The organism is uncultured Aquimarina sp. (assembly GCF_947492405.1).
GTDB lineage: Bacteria > Bacteroidota > Bacteroidia > Flavobacteriales > Flavobacteriaceae > Aquimarina.
In genome coordinates, this window is sequence record NZ_CANLMP010000007.1 from 1 (window position 1) to 17,712 (window position 17,712).

The window sequence follows — 17,712 nt, forward strand, 5'->3', positions numbered from 1 at the left end:
CAGCTAATCTTGCAGCTTCTGCTTCCTGACGTAATCGCTCTTCCTCAGCTAATCTTGCAGCTTCTGCTTCCTGACGTAATCGCTCTTCTTCAGCTAATTTTGCAGCTTCCGCTTCAGCATCTTTCTGTATGGCTACTTCTCTTTCTAAAGTTTTCTGAGATTCTTCTCTTCTTTTTTGCTCAGCCATCTCAAGCTCTAATTTCTTCTGAGCTGCCAGTCTTTCTTCTTCGGCTTTTTGAGTAGCCATTTCCAATTCTAGCTTCTTCTGAGCAGCTAGTCTTTCCTCTTCCTGTTTAGCAGCTTCTGCTTCTGCTTCCTTCCTAGCCAACTCTGCCGCAGCTATTTGCTGTCTCTCTGTTTCGGCAGCTTCTTCTGCCAATCGAACAGCTTCTTCCGCTTCTCTTTTAGCTTGTTCTTCTGCTTCTGCAGCAGCTTCCTGTTGCTCAGCCTCAGCTTCTCTTGCTGCTTCTTCAGCGGCAATTCTCGCTTCTTCTTCTTGTCTTCCTGCAGCCTCTTCAGCTTTTTTCTGTTCAGCCATTTCTAGCTCAAGCTTTTTCCGAGCAGCTAATCGCTCCTCTTCAGCCTTTTGCTCGGCCATTTCAAGCTCTAATTTCTTCTGAGCCGCCAACTCTTCTTTCTGCTTGTTAAGTAGCTTAACCTCTTCTTCTCGCTGTAGTGCCAGTTCTCTTGCTTTTCTTGCTTCTTCTTCCTTGGCTTCTTGAATTGATCTTTCTAATCTATTCATAGATCTCTGTGCCTGAGATAAAGAATCACTGTTCGTGCGTTGCAGTTCTCTTATTATCTTATTTTGATCTAAAATTTCTTTCTTTAATCTTCTTATCTCAGAATCTCTTTGTAACGAGCTTTTCGAAGAAATATTTCTTCTTTTTCTTCTCTTTTCTTCTTTTGCAAAATTAAAGGCTAAGCCAAATTCATGGGTTGCTCCAAATTCTGCAACATTAGAATCTCCACCTATTCCAGGTTCTACCGTGTACCCGATAGAAATCATCTTTGTAATATTTGCTCCAATACCAATAGAACCACCATAAAAACTATTATAGCCTAATTGTGCCCATCCGTATTTTGGTATTTCAAATAAAACATTTCCTCCATATCGTAAATCTTGTTCTCCTGGCTTAGATGCGTACACCATTCCTCGTAGTTCATTATCCATTCTCCTCCAGTCTAACTCGGTAGTATACATGACATGACCAGAATATTCAAAATTATCGGTTAATAATTCACTCGCTGTAAGATTGTATGTCACCAAATTGCCTACGGAAACTCCAACATCAAAATTCCCGTAATTAAAGTTTACTCCTGGTCGAAGTAGAAAAACAGAACTGTTCTCATAATTATTAATGATGTCATCATTTACCTGTGCCTCATCTAAATTACTTTTTAAAGCACTCTGAGAGTAACTTAAATTTAACCCAAAGGTGAAATTCATGTCTCTATTTAGTTCTATATTATATGCGTAGTTGGCTGTGGCTCCAAAGAATCTAAATATTCCAACATTTTGCTGGAATAGCCCAACACCAATTCCCGTTTTTTCTTCGAATCTTGCTGAATAACTAAGAAAATATGTCTGCGAATTATCGCTAAAACTTGCTCTAGGATTCCTATTATAAATATTTAATGAATTTTTGTTTTCTCTAACTAAAGAAAAAGTAGGATTGAACAAAAATCGATTATATTTAAGAGAATTATGTAATGGAATATCTGATGGTAATATACCTGATGTATTAGATGATCCGTCCTGTCCGCTCACTATATGTGAGCAAAAAATGAATGCGGATATATAAAGTATTTTTTTAATCATAAATTATCTCATTACTGTAATTGTCCCCTTTTTTACAACTGTATTACTTCTAGATATTATATAATAATAAATAAGTTCGTTTGCTTGCGAAGCAGAGTTAGTTGGCCAATCTCCATTATAACCTCCATTTTTTTGGAAATCTACTTTTCCATTAGAAGAGTATATAGTCACCTCCACATCTGTTTCTCTAAAGGAGTTGGGTAAAACCCAATCATTATTAGCTGCGTTACCACCGGGAGTAATAACGTTTGGTATTAGTTCTGATAACGCCTGTGGACCTCCTACCGAAGCAGTTAGTGTATCTGTTGTACACAATGAAGTACTTATTCTAGCGAAATATTCTCCCTCTTCCGTTACTGTTAAAGTATTGGTAGTTTCTCCTTCGATTAAAACTTCTTCTCCATTCTGAATCACATACCATTCATATGTAAAATTAACATTTAATGGCGCTGTTAACACTACCGATTCTCCCGCTTCTAATACCGGAGGCGTAATATCCAAAACTATATCGCTGGACAGGAAATCTATAGGTAAATTATTAGAAACAGCATCTAGCGTACCTCCTGGTTCCGGTCTAAAAATAGCTCTTAACTCAAAACTTCCTCCGCTATCTGCACGACTTACATCTAACGACAAAGAAGTCTCACCTGTAGAGACTCCATCTTTAAACCATTCAAAATCGAAAAAATCAAATTGTTCTGTGGTGAGAGGAACTGACTCATTGTCTGCTGTTATTCCCGCCATTTCAGCTAATGCAATGGTTATTGGGTCTTGTTCGCAATCGACGACTTCTTCTGGAGCTATGACTATATTAATTCTAGTAGCAGCTCTTACTTTGGTTTCTGTTACTAGGAAAGAATTACAAGGGTCATCTGCTTCAATTTCTATTCTATAATCTCCAATAAAGGGAGCGGGAAATGTTAACGTTTGACTTGTTGTTACACCTTGACTTTGAATATTCGTATCAACAATAAACCTAAAAACACTTCCTATAGGGGCATCCGTTTCTATAACTAAGTTTAAAACTTGAGTAGGTAACAATATTAAACCTTCCGGCAAGGGAAGTGTAATACTAGAACCTTCGTTTGTAACTATAACCGACTGAGTTAATAAAGTACAGTCCTCACTTAGTGTGATTTGCAATGTATATTCGCCTCCAAAATCGTTATCTGGTAATATAATCGTCGGACCAATCTCTCCTTCTAGTGGTTCATCATCTTTTAACCACTGATAATCATAAGAAAAATCTATTTCACTAGCCCTTAGCTCTTTAAGTTCATCTGGACAAAAAGAAAAATCTGGAGCATCAGTTACGATAGAGATATCCCCAACGCTTACTAAAGATGCATCTACTCTATTAGATTTATTGAATCTAAAAACATTATTACATAACCCTACCGGAACTCTTGCCTGATACGTTCCTTCTTCTGTAATTAATAGCGTAGGACTATTTTCTCCAGGAATAATTACTCCGTCTTTTAACCATTCCCAATTAAAATCATTAGCATCTAATACATCATCTCCATTGGTAACTTCTACTGCTACCTCTTTAGCAAAAGATGCTACATTACAAAATATTATATCATCTCCACTGTTTAAACGTATCAACAAATTATCATCATCAAAAAAATGAAACGGTATAGGTTCTGATATTGTATTTGTAACATTTCCTTCGGTTGCTGTTACTCTTAATCTATAGTCATCACTACCTGCGTTTTGAGGAACTGTAACACCCATAAAAGTAATATTCGAAGTACCACCTGAAGCTTCGTTAGGACCTGGAACCCTTAATAGTTCTTCTCCTCCATTCGCAAAGCTTCCTGTAGGGTCTGATAATTCTAAGATAAATTGATTACTTGCAGGTAACGCAGCACCGGGAGATAATTCTGCCACAAAATCAAAGCTGTTGGATAGTGTACCACAAGCCTGCGCTCCAGAAGTTAAAGAAGGAGGTCCAATAATACGTTGTGCTTTGACCACATGGATACCAAGTGCCAAAAATATCACGACGATTGTAAGGTTAAGTCTTTTCTTCATAGTTATCACACCAGTTAATTTTATGTGAAAATATGCACTATTAATCAACCGATTTGGGGCGCTTGTTAATAATGTTGTTAATATAATTATTGTAAAGTCATAAAATTATGAATTAAAAATTTATATCAAACCAATTTTTCGTTTTTTTTTGTAATAATATTCTTACTCGTTCTAGATGCAATAATTACATGTGCAAAAGCTATTAATCTTAACAAATTACACTTATTATAATTACCTATAAATCAATACATTAAAACACAATTTAATAAAAAAAATGAATCTATTACACAATGAATTTTTTTCATTTGAGAACCGAAAAAAAGCTAATTTATAGGCTAAAAAAATAAAAAAAGCTGGCAAATACCTTTTTTACTTGGGTTAAAAAACACGTAAAAATGACAACTTTTACCGATTAAGTGTATTAGTTTTTCTTAAAATTTCAATTATAATTTTAGGAAAAAAAGAATTTGTTAATTTATAATTAAAGTTTCCAGACGGATAGATATACCCCAGAATATTGAGTATTATTTGTTGTAGGAAAAACGCCGTCGATATGTGAATAAGTGTTCATTTCATTGGCGACGTATACATTGGAAAATTATCTTAAATAATCGCGGAATTTTCCCTTAAAAAACAAAAAAATCCCAAAAAACTTAAATGTTTTTTGGGACTTTCTTTAAACCTGATGATTTTACTTTCTACTTCTCTTCTGTAGAGGCTTTTTCACCGTTTAATTCTGCAATAATTCTATCTGTTAAATCTAGCTCTTCCTTTGCATAAAAGATATTCTTCACCTCTGTTTCTCCATAGATATATGTATATCCATTGTTTTTTCCATAATCTTTAATAAAGTTCTCAACTTTAGCAATAATAGAATCAATTTCCGTCTGGCTTCCTTGTTGAATTTCTTGCATTCTGGTTTGTTGTTCTCTTTGCAAACCTTGTTGCTTCACCATTAGTTCTTGCTCCTTTTTTTCTCTATTAGCTTTCGTCATAGATTTCATTATATTCTGATATCCTTGAACTTCAATCTGAAACTGTTTAGCTTTTTCTTCTAATTCTGCTCTAACTTCATTATTCTTTTTTGTCCACTTTTCCTTAGCAGTTTTCATTTCGCTAAAATCTGATACTACTTTCGTGTTATTTACATAACCGGTTTTTTCAATTTGTTGATTGCATGAAGTCATTCCGATTAATGCAACAGCAATCCATATAAAATTTCTCATTATTTTAAAAATTTAGTTCTGCGCAAAAATATCAAAGTTCATCTGATGTTATACTCATAACTTCATCAAATTAAGAAGGTATAAGAAAAAACAATAAATAACAAATAAACTATTGTAAAAAACAATGGAAATAGGCTAAAAACGAGCCTTTTTATGAGTTTTTTAAAAAAAACTAAAGTGTACTATAGAAAAGTTATTAGAAAAGGCTTTAAAAACTCTTAAAAACAATATTTATGTGTTTTTTAATATATATATGTGCGAAGAATATTCTTTTAAACGTCTTCCTTTAATATTTGACAATAAACCTATCCATAATGCTTTCACAAAATTCATCTTCCCATTCTTATACTTTTCCGATAAAAGAGAAACGTAAAACGCATCGAATACTAATGGCATGATTTTTTTTAGCTTCATTTCTTTTTCCTCAAAAAGTGTTTTTATAGAATTTTTCGAAAAATGCCAAAGATGCCTTGGCACGTCATAAGCAGCCCAGAAAGATTTATAATATTGAGCATCGTATGATTTAAAATTTGGAACGGCTATGACTAAATGCCCTCCTGGTTTCAAAAGACGTTTTAACTCTTTTATCTGAGCTGACAAATCAGGAACGTGTTCTAACACATGCCACATAGTGATTATATCAAAACCATTAGAATCTAAATTAACCGTGTCTGATTGTAAAACTATTCCTTTTTCTTTTGCAAGTACTCTGGCCTGCTGGTTAGGTTCAATTCCTACGACTTCCCATTTTGTTTTGTTTGCTTCTATTAAAAAATCACCTGTTCCGGCTCCAATATCTAAAAGAGTACCTGTTCCTTTATGTAACTTCGATATAAGTTTTACTTTCCTATTAAGCGAAAATTTCTTCACTAGGTGGTATGTTTTTTCGAAAATAGTTCGTTTAGCATCTGTATGAGAAATATAGTCTTCGCTTTCATAATACTTTCCTAAACTATTTTCATCTGGTTTAGGAATGGTAACCAACATATCATGATCTCTATCTCTATAAAGTTTAAAATTTTCGCCAGAAACGGTATGATCGAGACATTCTATATATAAATCTAACTTTTCTTTATTCATTGCTAATTAAAAGAAACTATTACTATAATCTTATTTTTTGATGTTGTCGGTACTCATTAAAACACTTTTATTAATAAAAAAGTGTTTTCCATAAAAGTAAATTCTATATAAACGTGAGTTTCTATATAAGAAAACTTATGTCAGTTAGAACAATTTTTGTCCAAAACCTATAGATAGAACTCACTTTGTATTAGTATCAAACATTCTTTATTTACTATTCTTATTATAAAATCTATCTACTTATTTATAATCTTCGAAAAACATTGTATCAAAACTATTGATTTTTCCATCTCTAAAAAACACTAAACTGTTTTGCGGTTATAGAACATATAAATTAAAACAATTAACACTTAAAATTAATTGTCAAAACAAAATGTTCCACGTGGAACTATTGCTTCGTCGCATCGTGAATTTCGAGATCTAGTAATTCACTAAGCTCTTGTGCTTTCTTTAGTGCTTTTTGGTAATTGTCAGTTTTATACAATGTTACTTTTCTGTTATCTGTAAAAAAGCGAACCACTAATTTATCATGTCTTTCTTTAGTTCCTATAGCGCTTACAGCACCCCATTCATTATCTAAACTAAAAGATCCAGAAAAAACAGAAATATAATCCGGGAACTCCATTTCAAGTTTTGATCTAAATAAAACTAAACTGAAAACCGAAAACAACTTTTCATTATTAAAGTCCTTATTAATTTTATACGATGTAGTAAATCCAAAAACAAATAAAGAACCTATAAAAAAAAGAAGTCTCGTATAAAATGGTTCTGGTCCCAAAAATAACATAGCTGACGAAAAAACAAGAACAATAGTAATTAAAATTCTGCCTTTTATAGCTCTATCCTGTTTACAGATTACATAGCTCATTATCGACCCATATAAACTAATAACACCGAAATATCACTTGGAGAAACTCCACTTATTCTAGACGCTTGTGAAATTGTGGCGGGTTTTATTCTTGTCATCTTTTCACACGCTTCGTAAGAAAGAGATTTAAGCTTTGTGTAATCAAAATCTTTAGGGATTTTTATATTCTCTAAACGATTCAATTTATCAGCATTATTCTTTTCCTTTTCTATATAGCCCGAATATTTGACTTGTATTTCTGTCTGTTCTAAAACCTCTTTATCTAAATCATTTTCCTTAATATATGCAGAAACTTTTTCGAAATGCCTAATATCATTCAATGTAATCTGAGGACGAGCAAACAGTTTAAACATCTTACCGCTTTGATTAATTAGCGATGATTTCTTTTCTTCCAAAACTGGATTCGCCTCTTGAGGCGTTACACTTGTTTCTTTAAAAAACTGCACAAAATCGTTTGCCTTTTTTTCCTTCTCCTCCATTCTTTTCATTCGATCATCAGATGCTAATCCAATTTTATGAGACATAGGTGTTAATCTAAAGTCTGCATTATCTTGTCTTAATAACGTTCTATATTCTGCTCTGGATGTAAACATACGATAGGGTTCCTCTGTTCCTTTTGTGATTAGATCATCAATCAAAACACCTATATATGCTTCACTTCTTTTAAGAGTAAACGCTTCCTCCTCTTTTACCTGTAATGCGGCATTTATTCCAGCCATTAAACCTTGTGATGCTGCTTCCTCATAACCTGTAGTTCCATTTATCTGTCCAGCAAAAAACAAACCAGAAACTAACTTTGTTTCCAATGTGTGTGTTAATTGAGTTGGAGGAAAATAATCATATTCTATTGCATAACCCGGTCTAAAAAATTTTACTCCTTCAAAACCGACAACCGAACGTAAGGCTTTAAATTGAACATCCTCTGGTAACGATGTAGAAAAACCGTTTACATACACCTCTACTGTATTCCAGCCTTCTGGTTCTATAAACATTTGATGTCTGTCCTTATCGGCAAATCTATTTATCTTGTCTTCTATAGATGGACAATATCTAGGTCCAATACTTTTAATTCTTCCATTAAACATCGGAGAACGATCAAAGCCTTCTCTTAACAAATCATGAACTTCTGAAGAAGTATAAGTCATATAACAAGATCTCTGATTTGTTAACGGTTTAGATAAATCCGTATAACTAAATTTTTCCGGAATTTCATCACCTGGTTGTTCTATCATTTTAGAATAATCCAAAGATCTTCCGTCCACTCGAGGAGGTGTTCCTGTTTTCATTCTTCCTGAATCAAAACCTAAGTCCACCAATTGTTCGGTAATTCCAGTAGCCGCTCTTTCACCAGCTCTACCTCCTCCAAATTGTTTTTCTCCTATATGTATCAAACCATTAAGAAAAGTCCCATTTGTTAGAACAACAGTCTTAGCTCTCACTTCAATACCAAGAGAAGTTTTCACTCCTTTTATCTTTCCGTTCTCTACTATTAGACCACTTACCATTTCCTGATAAAAATCCAAGTTTGGGGTTTGTTCTAACAACAATCGCCACTCCTCTGCAAAACGCATTCGATCACTTTGCACCCTTGGACTCCACATAGCCGGACCTTTTGACTTGTTCAACATTTTAAACTGTATTGCGGTTCTATCACTTACAATACCGCTATATCCTCCAAGCGCATCAATCTCCCTTACAATCTGTCCTTTTGCTATTCCACCCATAGCAGGGTTACAACTCATTTGAGCTATGTTCTGCAAATTCATTGTGATCAACAACGTGCTACAACCCAAATTTGCGGCTGACGCCGCTGCTTCACTTCCAGCATGACCAGCACCAACAACTATAACATCATATTCCTTATCAAACATAATACATCTCCATTTGTTCCACGTGGAACAGTAAAAATTATACATAAAATTTGTTCCACGTGGAACAAATTCATATTATCAAAACTAGCTATGTTCCACGTGGAACATAGCTAGTTTTTCATTTTCCTTATTTCTCATAACTACACTTTCATCATCAGTTTTATCCTTAAAACCACAAAAGTGTAATACTCCATGAATTATAACTCGCCTTAATTCTTCTTCAATTGAAACAGCATATGTTTCAGCATTATCAACCACTCTTTCATATGATATAAAAATATCACCGTGCAATTCATTTCCTAATGAATTATCGAAACTTATTATATCCGTATACGTGTCGTGATTGAGGAAATCCTGATTTATTTTCAATAGATAATCGTCATTGCAAAAGATAAAACTTATCTCTCCTTCTTTCTTTTTTTCAGATATTATTACATTATGTATCCATGAAGAGATACGTTTTTCGTCTATAACTATATCAACCGATTCGTAAAAAAAATTAATCATTTCCTTTCTTAAAATACTCCTGAACTTTACGCTTATAATTTTGCCGCAAAGGTAATACTTGTCTGTTTAATATTTCGGTAGTATTAAAATATTGTTTTGCCTTTAATATTTGTTCATTACTATCATTATCAAACAGCTTATTATTACTTTTACTCTCTCTTCTCTCTTCTTCTCCTTGTTCAAAAGTAGCGTCATCCAACTTCAATAATTCATGTTTTAACTCTAACATTTTACTTAATGTTTGATCATTAAAACCTTTTTCTAACAACTCACTCTCCACCTGCTCCATTCTTCTTAATAGATCACTTCCTTTTCGATTGCCTATTCCTTGTTTTTTTAATTTGTCTTGTAAAGCATTTCTAAGCTGTTGCTGTTGTTTATATATTTCATATAATTCTCCATTCAGATCCTCCTTTTGCATCTCTGATTCACCATCTTTACCATTTCCGTTTTTTCCTTTCTTATTACCATTCTTCCCATCTCCACCTTCTCCTTCACCGTCTTCTCCTTCTCCATTCTTACCTTTTCCTTTTTTACCCTCTTTACCATTTTCCCCTTTCTCTCCAGATCCTTCTCCACCAGATTCTCCTGCTTTTTCTCCTTTCTTCTTTCCTTTTCCTTTCTCCGTTCCCTCTTTCATTTTATCATTTAACTCTTCTTGTTTTTTGATAATATCCGGTAATTGAAAACCGCGAGATTTACTTCCACTTTTACCCTTACCAGATGCAGACATACTGTTTTGCATTTGATCCAAAGCCTTACTTAAAAAATATGCCAAATCATTAGAAGCCGTAATCGCATACTGTTGATTCGCCGTTCCCTGAATAGATTGGTTTTCTGCTAAACGTTCTAGTGATTTATCTATATTAAATTCTATATCGGTTAACTTACTGGTAACCTCATCTGATATTGTCGGTGTACGTAAAGCTAATGCATACAAACTATCATCAATATGAATAAAATTTTCTCTCAGTATACTTTGCTTTTTTAGTTTATTAGAATACGTAGGATTATCATTATTAATACCTTTAAACCCTTTCATAAGTTCCTCCTGCTCCATTGAAAAATCTACCAGATTATCTAAAATCTGTCTCAACATCTCCATATCCTCCTGTTGTTGTTCTCCTCCTCCCATCTGCATTTGCATTTGCATACCCTTACTCATTTCTTTCATCTTTTGCGCAGCACTTTTTTGATTTTTCTTAGCATCAGATTTTTGATTCTTATCTAAATTATCGCTCGCTTTTTGTTGTTCTTTTTTAATATCGTCTTCATCTTTCTTCTCTTGATCTAAATTCATTGGCTTCTTCAGATCATCATTATCCTTTCTTAACTCATCCATTTCTTTTTGGAATTTTTCGAATTCCTCATTCAACTTATCCTGTTCTTGCTTCGTATTTTCCTCCTCATTCTTATTAGATAATTCCTCTTGCTTCTCCGATAAATCATTCAACTTGTCCGCTAACTTTTCATGCTTTTCAATTACATAATATCTTTTCGTCAACTCCAATAATTGTTCTAAATTCTTTTTCAGATTCTTATTTTCCTTTGCTAATTCCTCTAATTTTTCAGTTAATTCTTCCTTTTGAATTTTCTCCGATAACTTATTTATTTCCTCTAAAAGCTTTTCATTTTTCTTCATTTTCTCTTCATTCCTTTCTAACATTTCCTTTAATGCATCTTTAAAAGGTTCCTCTTCTTTTTTGTTATCCAATTGCTCTAAATTATCCTTAAGCTTTTTAGAAAAGTTTTGCATCATCTTTTCTTGTTCCTTTTGGCGCTTTAAATAATCCTCAAGCTTTTTCTTATCGTTATAATCTAACTGCTTTTTTTCTTTTTGTAACTTACTTAAGCTTCTTAAATCCTGTTCTTGTTCCTTAAATTTCTTCAAAGATTTATTTAACCCTGATATAGCTTCATTCTGTTCTTTTAACTTTTTATCTTCTTCTTCTTCATTTGTTAACTTTCTAAAACCAAAAACCTGACTCTTCGTACTCTTAAATTTATGAATGACATCATTATCAAAAACTTCAAAATAAAACTCATAATTAACTCCGTCTTTTAACACAAGATTACCTGGAAATGCATAGACGAATTCATCAAATTCCGTATTGTTTACATTCAAGTCATACGTCATCTTGTTTGTCTGCTCTTCGCTATCATAATATACCAAACGCAACTTACTTAAACCATAATCATCACTAACTCTTCCGTAAAAATACATCGTACTGTTATCAACTGAATCTCTTTCCGAGCTTAAATTAATCTCTGGATATTGATCCTTTACTACCCTAATACTAAAAGACAAATTGTCGTAATCCTCTATGTTCTTATTGGAAGTTGTAATCTGATAATCCCAATCAGCATACAAATTATTTCCATAAGAAAAGCTAGAAGCATTTTTTTTAAACAATTCTGTAGAATCCTTTGATACCATATTTACCTTATCTGTATTTCTAGTGTTCACCTTCCAAGTAACCCTTGTTCCTTCAGGCACCGTAGCATTACCAGAACTTTCTAAAACTTCATCTTTTTTTTGTGTATAACCAGGATAATCCAATTCCATTTTGAAATCTAATAAAACCGGAACTGGTACTACATCCAAAGTATATTGTCTGGAATTAACATCATTAGAAGATAATACAAAGTCTATAGATTCCTTTGGTTGTATAAACGTATGTTGAAATTCGCCAACACCTGTACTCTTAAGAAAATAAATCTCATCATTATAATTAACACTAACATTCTCGGGAACAATTTCACCGGTAGTCTTCACCTCCAAAACAAAGTCCTTATTTTCTAGAGCATTGAGACTATTATTTACTACAAAAAACTGAAAAGGTGCAGGAGGTTCATACGCTGTTTCATAATTAACAACCCGTTTATAACTTTCTGAAAACCAAGTGTTTTCATTAAACAAACTTACTAGTAAAAAAACAGCGATTGGTACAAGCGCATATTTAAGATATTTTGTGTTTTTCTTAAAATCTATCGCTAACTTAAAGGGTATTGGCTTTAGTTGTAATGATTTCTGCTCTATACTAGCTAAAAGCAATGAAGATGATCTATCATCTTTACTAAGTTGTAAAAGATTTAATAATTTATCATTTACATCTGGGAAATGATTTCCTATTATTCTAGAAGCATTTACATAGTCAATGCCACTTGCTAGTCTAAACAACTTGGCAACTGGTACAAGTATGAACTTAATAAATAGTGATAACTCTACTACTACAAAAAGCCAAAATAACACAGTTCTCCAAGTACTATTTAACCACAAAAAGTATTCTATTAATAGCGTAATTAGAAAATACAAAACACCTGCAGCGAAAAAAAGTATTACCCCTTTTATCAACTCATTGATATAATATTTTTTAATAAATTGTTCTAATTTATCCTTTATGAATTCAAAACTATCCATTTTTTAAAGCCTTTCTTTTTCAGTAATCTATAAAACTACAACTTTATTTCTTATAGATTTGTTATATTTATTATAATTCAAATTCCTAGTATCTAAGCCATTATGAAAGATTTAAAATATATCTCCGCATATTCTATTCCAATCGTTGCTTTACTAAGTATATGGCTACAAGGTGTATATACATACTTAACTCCTATTTATGTCTTTGGTTTTATTCCTATTATTGAACTATTTACTCCTTCGTCTGAACAAAATCTTGAAGAAGAAACACGCTTATCCAAATCTAAAAAGAAACTGTTTGATTGGCTTCTATATATCAACTTACCAATTATATATGCCATTTTGTTTTATGCGTTATACACAGTATCTTCTTTTTCCTTAGAAACTTATGAAATCGTTGGAATAATAATATCTACAGGAATTGTACTTGGTGCTAATGGAATCAATGTTGGTCATGAATTAGGTCATCGCTTTTCTAAAGAAAGGTTTATTGCCAAGGCATTACTTCTGCCTTCTTTATATATGCATTTCTACGTGGAACATAATTTTGGACATCATCTAAAAGCCGCTACAAACGAAGATCCTGCTACAGCACGCTATAATCAACCTCTTTATTTCTTTTGGTTCAGTTCAGTTATTGGACAATACATAAGTGCCTGGAAAATTCAGATTAACTTATTAAAACAAAACAATCAATCTTTTATATCAGCAAAAAATGATATGTTTTGGTATCTTATTATCACCTTAGGATACCTAGGTATCATCTTTTCTTTTTTTAGTTTTTTCGGAATGCTAATTGCTATATTCTGTGGAATTGTTGGTTTCTTGTTATTAGAAACAATTAACTATATTGAGCATTATGGATTATTAAGAAAGAAAAATAAATCCGGCAGATATGAACGCGTTCGCGAGATTCACTCATGGAATTCTAACCATTTATTAGGTCGCATCTTACTTTTTGAACTTACCAGACATAGCGATCATCACTATAGAGCTTCTAAAAAATATCAACTTCTAGATCATCATCAAGAAAGTCCTCAGCTTCCATTTGGTTATCCAACCTCTATGGTACTTTCTTTATTTCCTCCTCTATGGTTTATGTTAATGAATAAACGCGTTCCTAAAGAAATGAAACCTTAACTTAGTTACGTGATTATTTGAAACAAATCTTTTTATATCACTTATTTAAGATTGTATCTTTGTCATCGCTTTTATACTCCTTTAATAAGGTTTAAAAACAAGATCATGACAAAAAACATCAGGGTAAGATTTGCCCCAAGTCCAACTGGACCTCTTCACATAGGTGGTGTAAGAACTGCTCTATTCAATTACTTATTTACAAAAAAAAATAAAGGAACCTTTGTTCTTAGGATTGAAGATACTGACCAAAATAGGTATGTTCCCGGAGCAGAAAATTATATTATAGAAGCATTAAATTGGTGCAATATTCCGTTTGATGAAGGGCCAGGAAAAGACGGTGGTTTTGGACCGTATCGTCAGAGCGAACGAAAACATCTATATAAACAATACGCAGATCAATTAATCGCAAACGGTCATGCTTATTATGCTTTTGATACCTCTGAAGAACTTGATTCACATAGAAAAGATCATGAAGCTCAAGGAAAAACATTTATTTATAATTGGCATAACAGAATGAAGCTGAATAATTCATTATCCATTTCTGATAGTGAATTACAACAAAAAATTAATTCTGGAAACTCTTATGTAATTCGTTTTAAATGTCCACAAGACGAAACCTTACACCTTATAGATGAAGTACGTGGTGATATTAAAATAGACACTAATTTATTAGATGATAAAGTGCTATTTAAAAGTGATGGTATGCCAACTTATCACCTGGCAAATATTGTAGACGATCACTTGATGAAGATTACCCATGTCATTCGTGGAGAAGAATGGTTACCTTCATTAGCACTGCATGTTTTACTTTATCGATCTTTTGGATGGGAAGCTCCTAGTTTTTCACACTTACCATTAATTCTAAAACCTACTGGTAAAGGAAAGCTAAGCAAAAGAGATGGTGATAAAATGGGATTCCCTGTTTTTCCATTACAATGGAACGATCCAAAAACTAACGAAACTGCATCTGGATATCGCGAAGATGGTTATCTACCACAAGCTGTTATCAATATGCTTGCTTTCTTAGGGTGGAATCCTGGAACAGAACAAGAGCTATTCTCATTAGAAGAATTGATTAAAGAATTTGACCTAGCTAGAGTTAATAAAGCCGGTGCCAAGTTTGACCCAGAAAAAACAAAATGGTTTCAGCAGCAACATTTTCAACAAGCAGCTATTAATCTACACGTGGAACAATTAGAACAAATACTTTCTGATAACAATATTTCTACCACATTTGATCTTACTGAGGTTGTTAATTTAATTAAAGAAAGAGCTGTTTTTTCCAAAGACCTTTGGGATCTTAGTATGTTTCTTTTTATAGCTCCTACTCAGTATGATGAAAAAGCGACCAAGAAAGCTTGGAAAGAAGATACTCCTGCTCTTATGGAAGAGTTAATAAAAATAATTGGTGATATAACAAACTTTACTTCCGACAATATTTCTAGTATCGTAAAAGATTGGATTAAATCAAAAGAAATTGGATTTGGAAAAATTATGATGCCTCTTCGTATTGCACTAGTAGGATCACTTCAGGGTCCAGATATTTTTGAAATAATACAAATTATTGGGAAAGAACAAACCATTAACAGAATTGAATCTATTATAAAAAAACTATAATATTATAGTTTTTAATATCTAATAAATACCCCATTATCTTCGGCAAGATAATGGGGTATACTTTTTTTAAACGTGTAACATTTTTACATAAATATCTACATATATAGTAACAATTCTAAAAACTGTCAACTATGCGAAAACAATATAAAGTGCTAAAAAGATCTAATCTATGGTCTACTGAAAAGCTAAGAAAAGATGTTGAAGATACTTTAAACAGTGCTGCACAGGATGGATGGGAAATTATTTCTGTGGCTTTTGGATCCTCAGGAAGTTCTGGAATATCTACTGCTATGATAACTATAGCAAAATAAAATTGTAGAACAACATTTTATCTTTACATTTAATACAATACTATTAACCTTAAAATTTAATATAAATGAATTATTATATTATACCCTTAGCAATTATAGGATTCTTCCTATTCATTAAATTTTTCTTTGTTGTTAAACAGCAAACATCTGCTATTATTGAAAGATTTGGAAAATTTCATAGCATTCGTAACTCAGGATTACAAATGAAAATTCCGATTGTCGATAACATAACAGGTCGTATTAACCTAAAAATTCAACAACTTGACGTTCTTGTAGAAACTAAAACGAAAGATGATGTATTTGTACGTCTTAAAATTTCCGTTCAATTTCAAGTGATCAAAGAAAAGGTTTATGACGCCTTTTATAAACTAGAAAACCCACACGATCAGATCACCTCCTATGTATTTGATGTAGTTCGTGCAGAGGTACCTAAAATGAAATTAGATGATGTTTTTGAAAGAAAAGATGATATTGCGATTGCCGTAAAACAAGAACTTAATGAAGCTATGATTAATTATGGTTATGATATTATAAAAACATTAGTAACCGATATTGATCCTGATCTACAGGTAAAAGAAGCTATGAATAGAATTAATGCAGCAGAACGCGAAAAAGTTGCAGCAGAATATGAAGCAGAAGCAGAACGTATTAAAATCGTAGCAAAAGCACGTGCTGAAGCAGAAAGTAAAAGATTACAGGGTCAAGGTATTGCAGATCAAAGAAGAGAGATTGCAAGAGGTCTGGAAGAAAGTGTTGATGTATTAAATAATGTAGGTATTAATTCTCAAGAAGCTTCTGCCCTAATTGTAGTAACGCAACATTATGATACACTACAATCTATTGGTGAAGAGACTAACAGTAATTTGATACTATTACCTAACTCTCCACAAGCTGGTAGCGATATGTTAAATAATATGATTGCTTCATTTACGGCTTCAAATCAAATAGGAGAAGAAATGAAAAAACAAAATGCTAAAAAAGGTATTGGTAAAAAGAAACCTGATGCATAGAATTACTTTATAAAAAAACAAAACCCGATCACATTTTCTGATCGGGTTTTATTTTTTATCAATTTTCGGAATATCTATGTCCACAAATTACTAATTTTACCAAAAAAGAAAAATAACACGATTTAAGAGCTTTTTTATAATTAAGTTATACAATCATATTGTGCAACTTTTATTTTCTCTTAGAGTCTTTAATATAAACTTGTTTTTAATAGTAAAAAACAATGCTAAAATTTAATTAATAAATATTCTTTATTACAACAAAGAGTTCCTACAAAACCCTCAAAATGAAAAATTACCTAATTATATTTCTACTTGTCTCAGGAAGTATTTTTTCTCAAAACATTAACAAATTAAAAAAACAGGCAATAAGAGATGCAAAAATAGTTTCTGAAGCTTCTGTAAAAAAAGATGTCAATACACTTTTAGAGTATACACACCCAAAAATTTCCAAAAAATACGGAGAAGAGCAATTAAGAAATGATATTGATCAAGTCTTTAAAACGATGACTGCTCAAAAAATAAAAATTGTTAGTTCAAAAATTAACAAATTAATAGAAATCAAAAAAGAAAAAAAAGAATACCGTTGCCTTGTAAAAAATACTATAAAAATGGATTTTAATGGCAGAGCAATTACATTGAAAAGTTCATTATTCGGATTTTATGACAAGAAAAAAGAAAAATGGTATTTTATCGAATCTAATAAGTTATTAGATGATCCAGAAACTCAGAAAATCTTTAAGAATTTCGAAACAGAAATTGAAATCCCACAAGACGAACAAATAGCCGATAATTAAGATTATAA

13 protein-coding genes are annotated in these 17,712 nt (G+C 32.3%); 5 read left to right on the plus strand and 8 right to left on the minus strand.

Going from position 1 to position 17,712, the window contains the following annotated elements; all coding sequences use genetic code 11:
- The 8 genes from Q0829_RS21655 to Q0829_RS21690 all read right to left on the minus strand — a co-directional run.
- Positions 1 to 1,822 (minus strand): PorP/SprF family type IX secretion system membrane protein (locus Q0829_RS21655; RefSeq protein ID WP_298546896.1); only part of this gene is annotated, 1,822 nt, incomplete at its 3' end.
- 3 nt (positions 1,823 to 1,825) lie between these two features.
- Positions 1,826 to 3,859: a gliding motility-associated C-terminal domain-containing protein gene (locus Q0829_RS21660; protein ID WP_298546897.1), complete on the minus strand. Its 2,034-nt coding sequence runs from the start codon at positions 3,857 to 3,859 to the stop codon at positions 1,826 to 1,828.
- A 698-nt stretch (positions 3,860 to 4,557) separates the two neighbouring features.
- Positions 4,558 to 5,085: an OmpH family outer membrane protein gene (locus Q0829_RS21665; RefSeq protein ID WP_298546898.1), complete on the minus strand. Its 528-nt coding sequence runs from the start codon at positions 5,083 to 5,085 to the stop codon at positions 4,558 to 4,560.
- Between the two features lie 231 nt (positions 5,086 to 5,316).
- On the minus strand, positions 5,317 to 6,165 hold the full coding sequence (locus tag Q0829_RS21670; protein ID WP_298546899.1) for a class I SAM-dependent methyltransferase: 849 nt from the start codon (positions 6,163 to 6,165) through the stop codon (positions 5,317 to 5,319).
- Between the two features lie 388 nt (positions 6,166 to 6,553).
- On the minus strand, positions 6,554 to 7,033 hold the full coding sequence (locus Q0829_RS21675) for a hypothetical protein (protein ID WP_298546900.1): 480 nt from the start codon (positions 7,031 to 7,033) through the stop codon (positions 6,554 to 6,556).
- The gene (mnmG, locus tag Q0829_RS21680) at positions 7,033 to 8,904 is read right to left on the minus strand and encodes a tRNA uridine-5-carboxymethylaminomethyl(34) synthesis enzyme MnmG (RefSeq protein WP_298546902.1); all 1,872 of its coding nucleotides are present in this window, start codon (positions 8,902 to 8,904) and stop codon (positions 7,033 to 7,035) included. Before mnmG ends, Q0829_RS21675 begins: the two co-directional genes overlap by 1 nt.
- Before the next feature lie 84 nt (positions 8,905 to 8,988).
- On the minus strand, positions 8,989 to 9,411 hold the full coding sequence (ybeY, locus tag Q0829_RS21685) for an rRNA maturation RNase YbeY (RefSeq protein WP_298546904.1): 423 nt from the start codon (positions 9,409 to 9,411) through the stop codon (positions 8,989 to 8,991).
- Entirely contained in the window at positions 9,404 to 12,832 is a 3,429-nt protein-coding gene (locus Q0829_RS21690; protein WP_298546905.1) for a DUF4175 family protein, read from the minus strand. The genes ybeY and Q0829_RS21690 overlap by 8 nt, the downstream gene beginning before the upstream one ends.
- Before the next feature lie 102 nt (positions 12,833 to 12,934).
- Here Q0829_RS21690 and Q0829_RS21695 point away from each other — a divergent pair, with 102 nt between their 5' ends.
- From Q0829_RS21695 to Q0829_RS21715, 5 genes are all read left to right on the plus strand, one after another.
- Complete coding sequence (locus Q0829_RS21695; protein WP_298546906.1) at positions 12,935 to 13,972, plus strand: alkane 1-monooxygenase; 1,038 nt, start codon at positions 12,935 to 12,937, stop codon at positions 13,970 to 13,972.
- Between the two features lie 105 nt (positions 13,973 to 14,077).
- Positions 14,078 to 15,589, plus strand: coding sequence for a glutamate--tRNA ligase (gene gltX / locus Q0829_RS21700; protein WP_298546907.1), 1,512 nt, complete (start codon positions 14,078 to 14,080; stop codon positions 15,587 to 15,589).
- A 131-nt stretch (positions 15,590 to 15,720) separates the two neighbouring features.
- On the plus strand, positions 15,721 to 15,900 hold the full coding sequence (locus Q0829_RS21705) for a DUF4177 domain-containing protein (RefSeq protein WP_298546909.1): 180 nt from the start codon (positions 15,721 to 15,723) through the stop codon (positions 15,898 to 15,900).
- Between the two features lie 65 nt (positions 15,901 to 15,965).
- On the plus strand, positions 15,966 to 16,910 hold the full coding sequence (locus Q0829_RS21710; protein WP_298546911.1) for an SPFH domain-containing protein: 945 nt from the start codon (positions 15,966 to 15,968) through the stop codon (positions 16,908 to 16,910).
- A gap of 284 nt (positions 16,911 to 17,194) precedes the next feature.
- Entirely contained in the window at positions 17,195 to 17,704 is a 510-nt protein-coding gene (locus Q0829_RS21715) for a hypothetical protein (protein ID WP_298546912.1), read from the plus strand.
- The last annotated feature ends 8 nt before the right edge of the window (positions 17,705 to 17,712 follow it).

Bases quoted from the DNA above. Each gene is read 5' to 3' on its own strand.
- Q0829_RS21705 (WP_298546909.1), top strand. From the start codon at position 15,721: ATGCGAAAACAATATAAAGTGCTAAAAAGATCTAATCTATGGTCTACT.
- Q0829_RS21670 (WP_298546899.1), bottom strand. From the start codon at position 6,165: ATGAATAAAGAAAAGTTAGATTTATATATAGAATGTCTCGATCATACC.
- Q0829_RS21690 (WP_298546905.1), bottom strand. From the start codon at position 12,832: ATGGATAGTTTTGAATTCATAAAGGATAAATTAGAACAATTTATTAAA.
- mnmG (WP_298546902.1), bottom strand. From the start codon at position 8,904: ATGTTTGATAAGGAATATGATGTTATAGTTGTTGGTGCTGGTCATGCT.
- Q0829_RS21715 (WP_298546912.1), top strand. From the start codon at position 17,195: ATGAAAAATTACCTAATTATATTTCTACTTGTCTCAGGAAGTATTTTT.
- Q0829_RS21665 (WP_298546898.1), bottom strand. From the start codon at position 5,085: ATGAGAAATTTTATATGGATTGCTGTTGCATTAATCGGAATGACTTCA.
- Q0829_RS21660 (WP_298546897.1), bottom strand. From the start codon at position 3,859: ATGAAGAAAAGACTTAACCTTACAATCGTCGTGATATTTTTGGCACTT.
- Q0829_RS21710 (WP_298546911.1), top strand. From the start codon at position 15,966: ATGAATTATTATATTATACCCTTAGCAATTATAGGATTCTTCCTATTC.
- Q0829_RS21675 (WP_298546900.1), bottom strand. From the start codon at position 7,033: ATGAGCTATGTAATCTGTAAACAGGATAGAGCTATAAAAGGCAGAATT.
- gltX (WP_298546907.1), top strand. From the start codon at position 14,078: ATGACAAAAAACATCAGGGTAAGATTTGCCCCAAGTCCAACTGGACCT.
- Q0829_RS21695 (WP_298546906.1), top strand. From the start codon at position 12,935: ATGAAAGATTTAAAATATATCTCCGCATATTCTATTCCAATCGTTGCT.
- ybeY (WP_298546904.1), bottom strand. From the start codon at position 9,411: ATGATTAATTTTTTTTACGAATCGGTTGATATAGTTATAGACGAAAAA.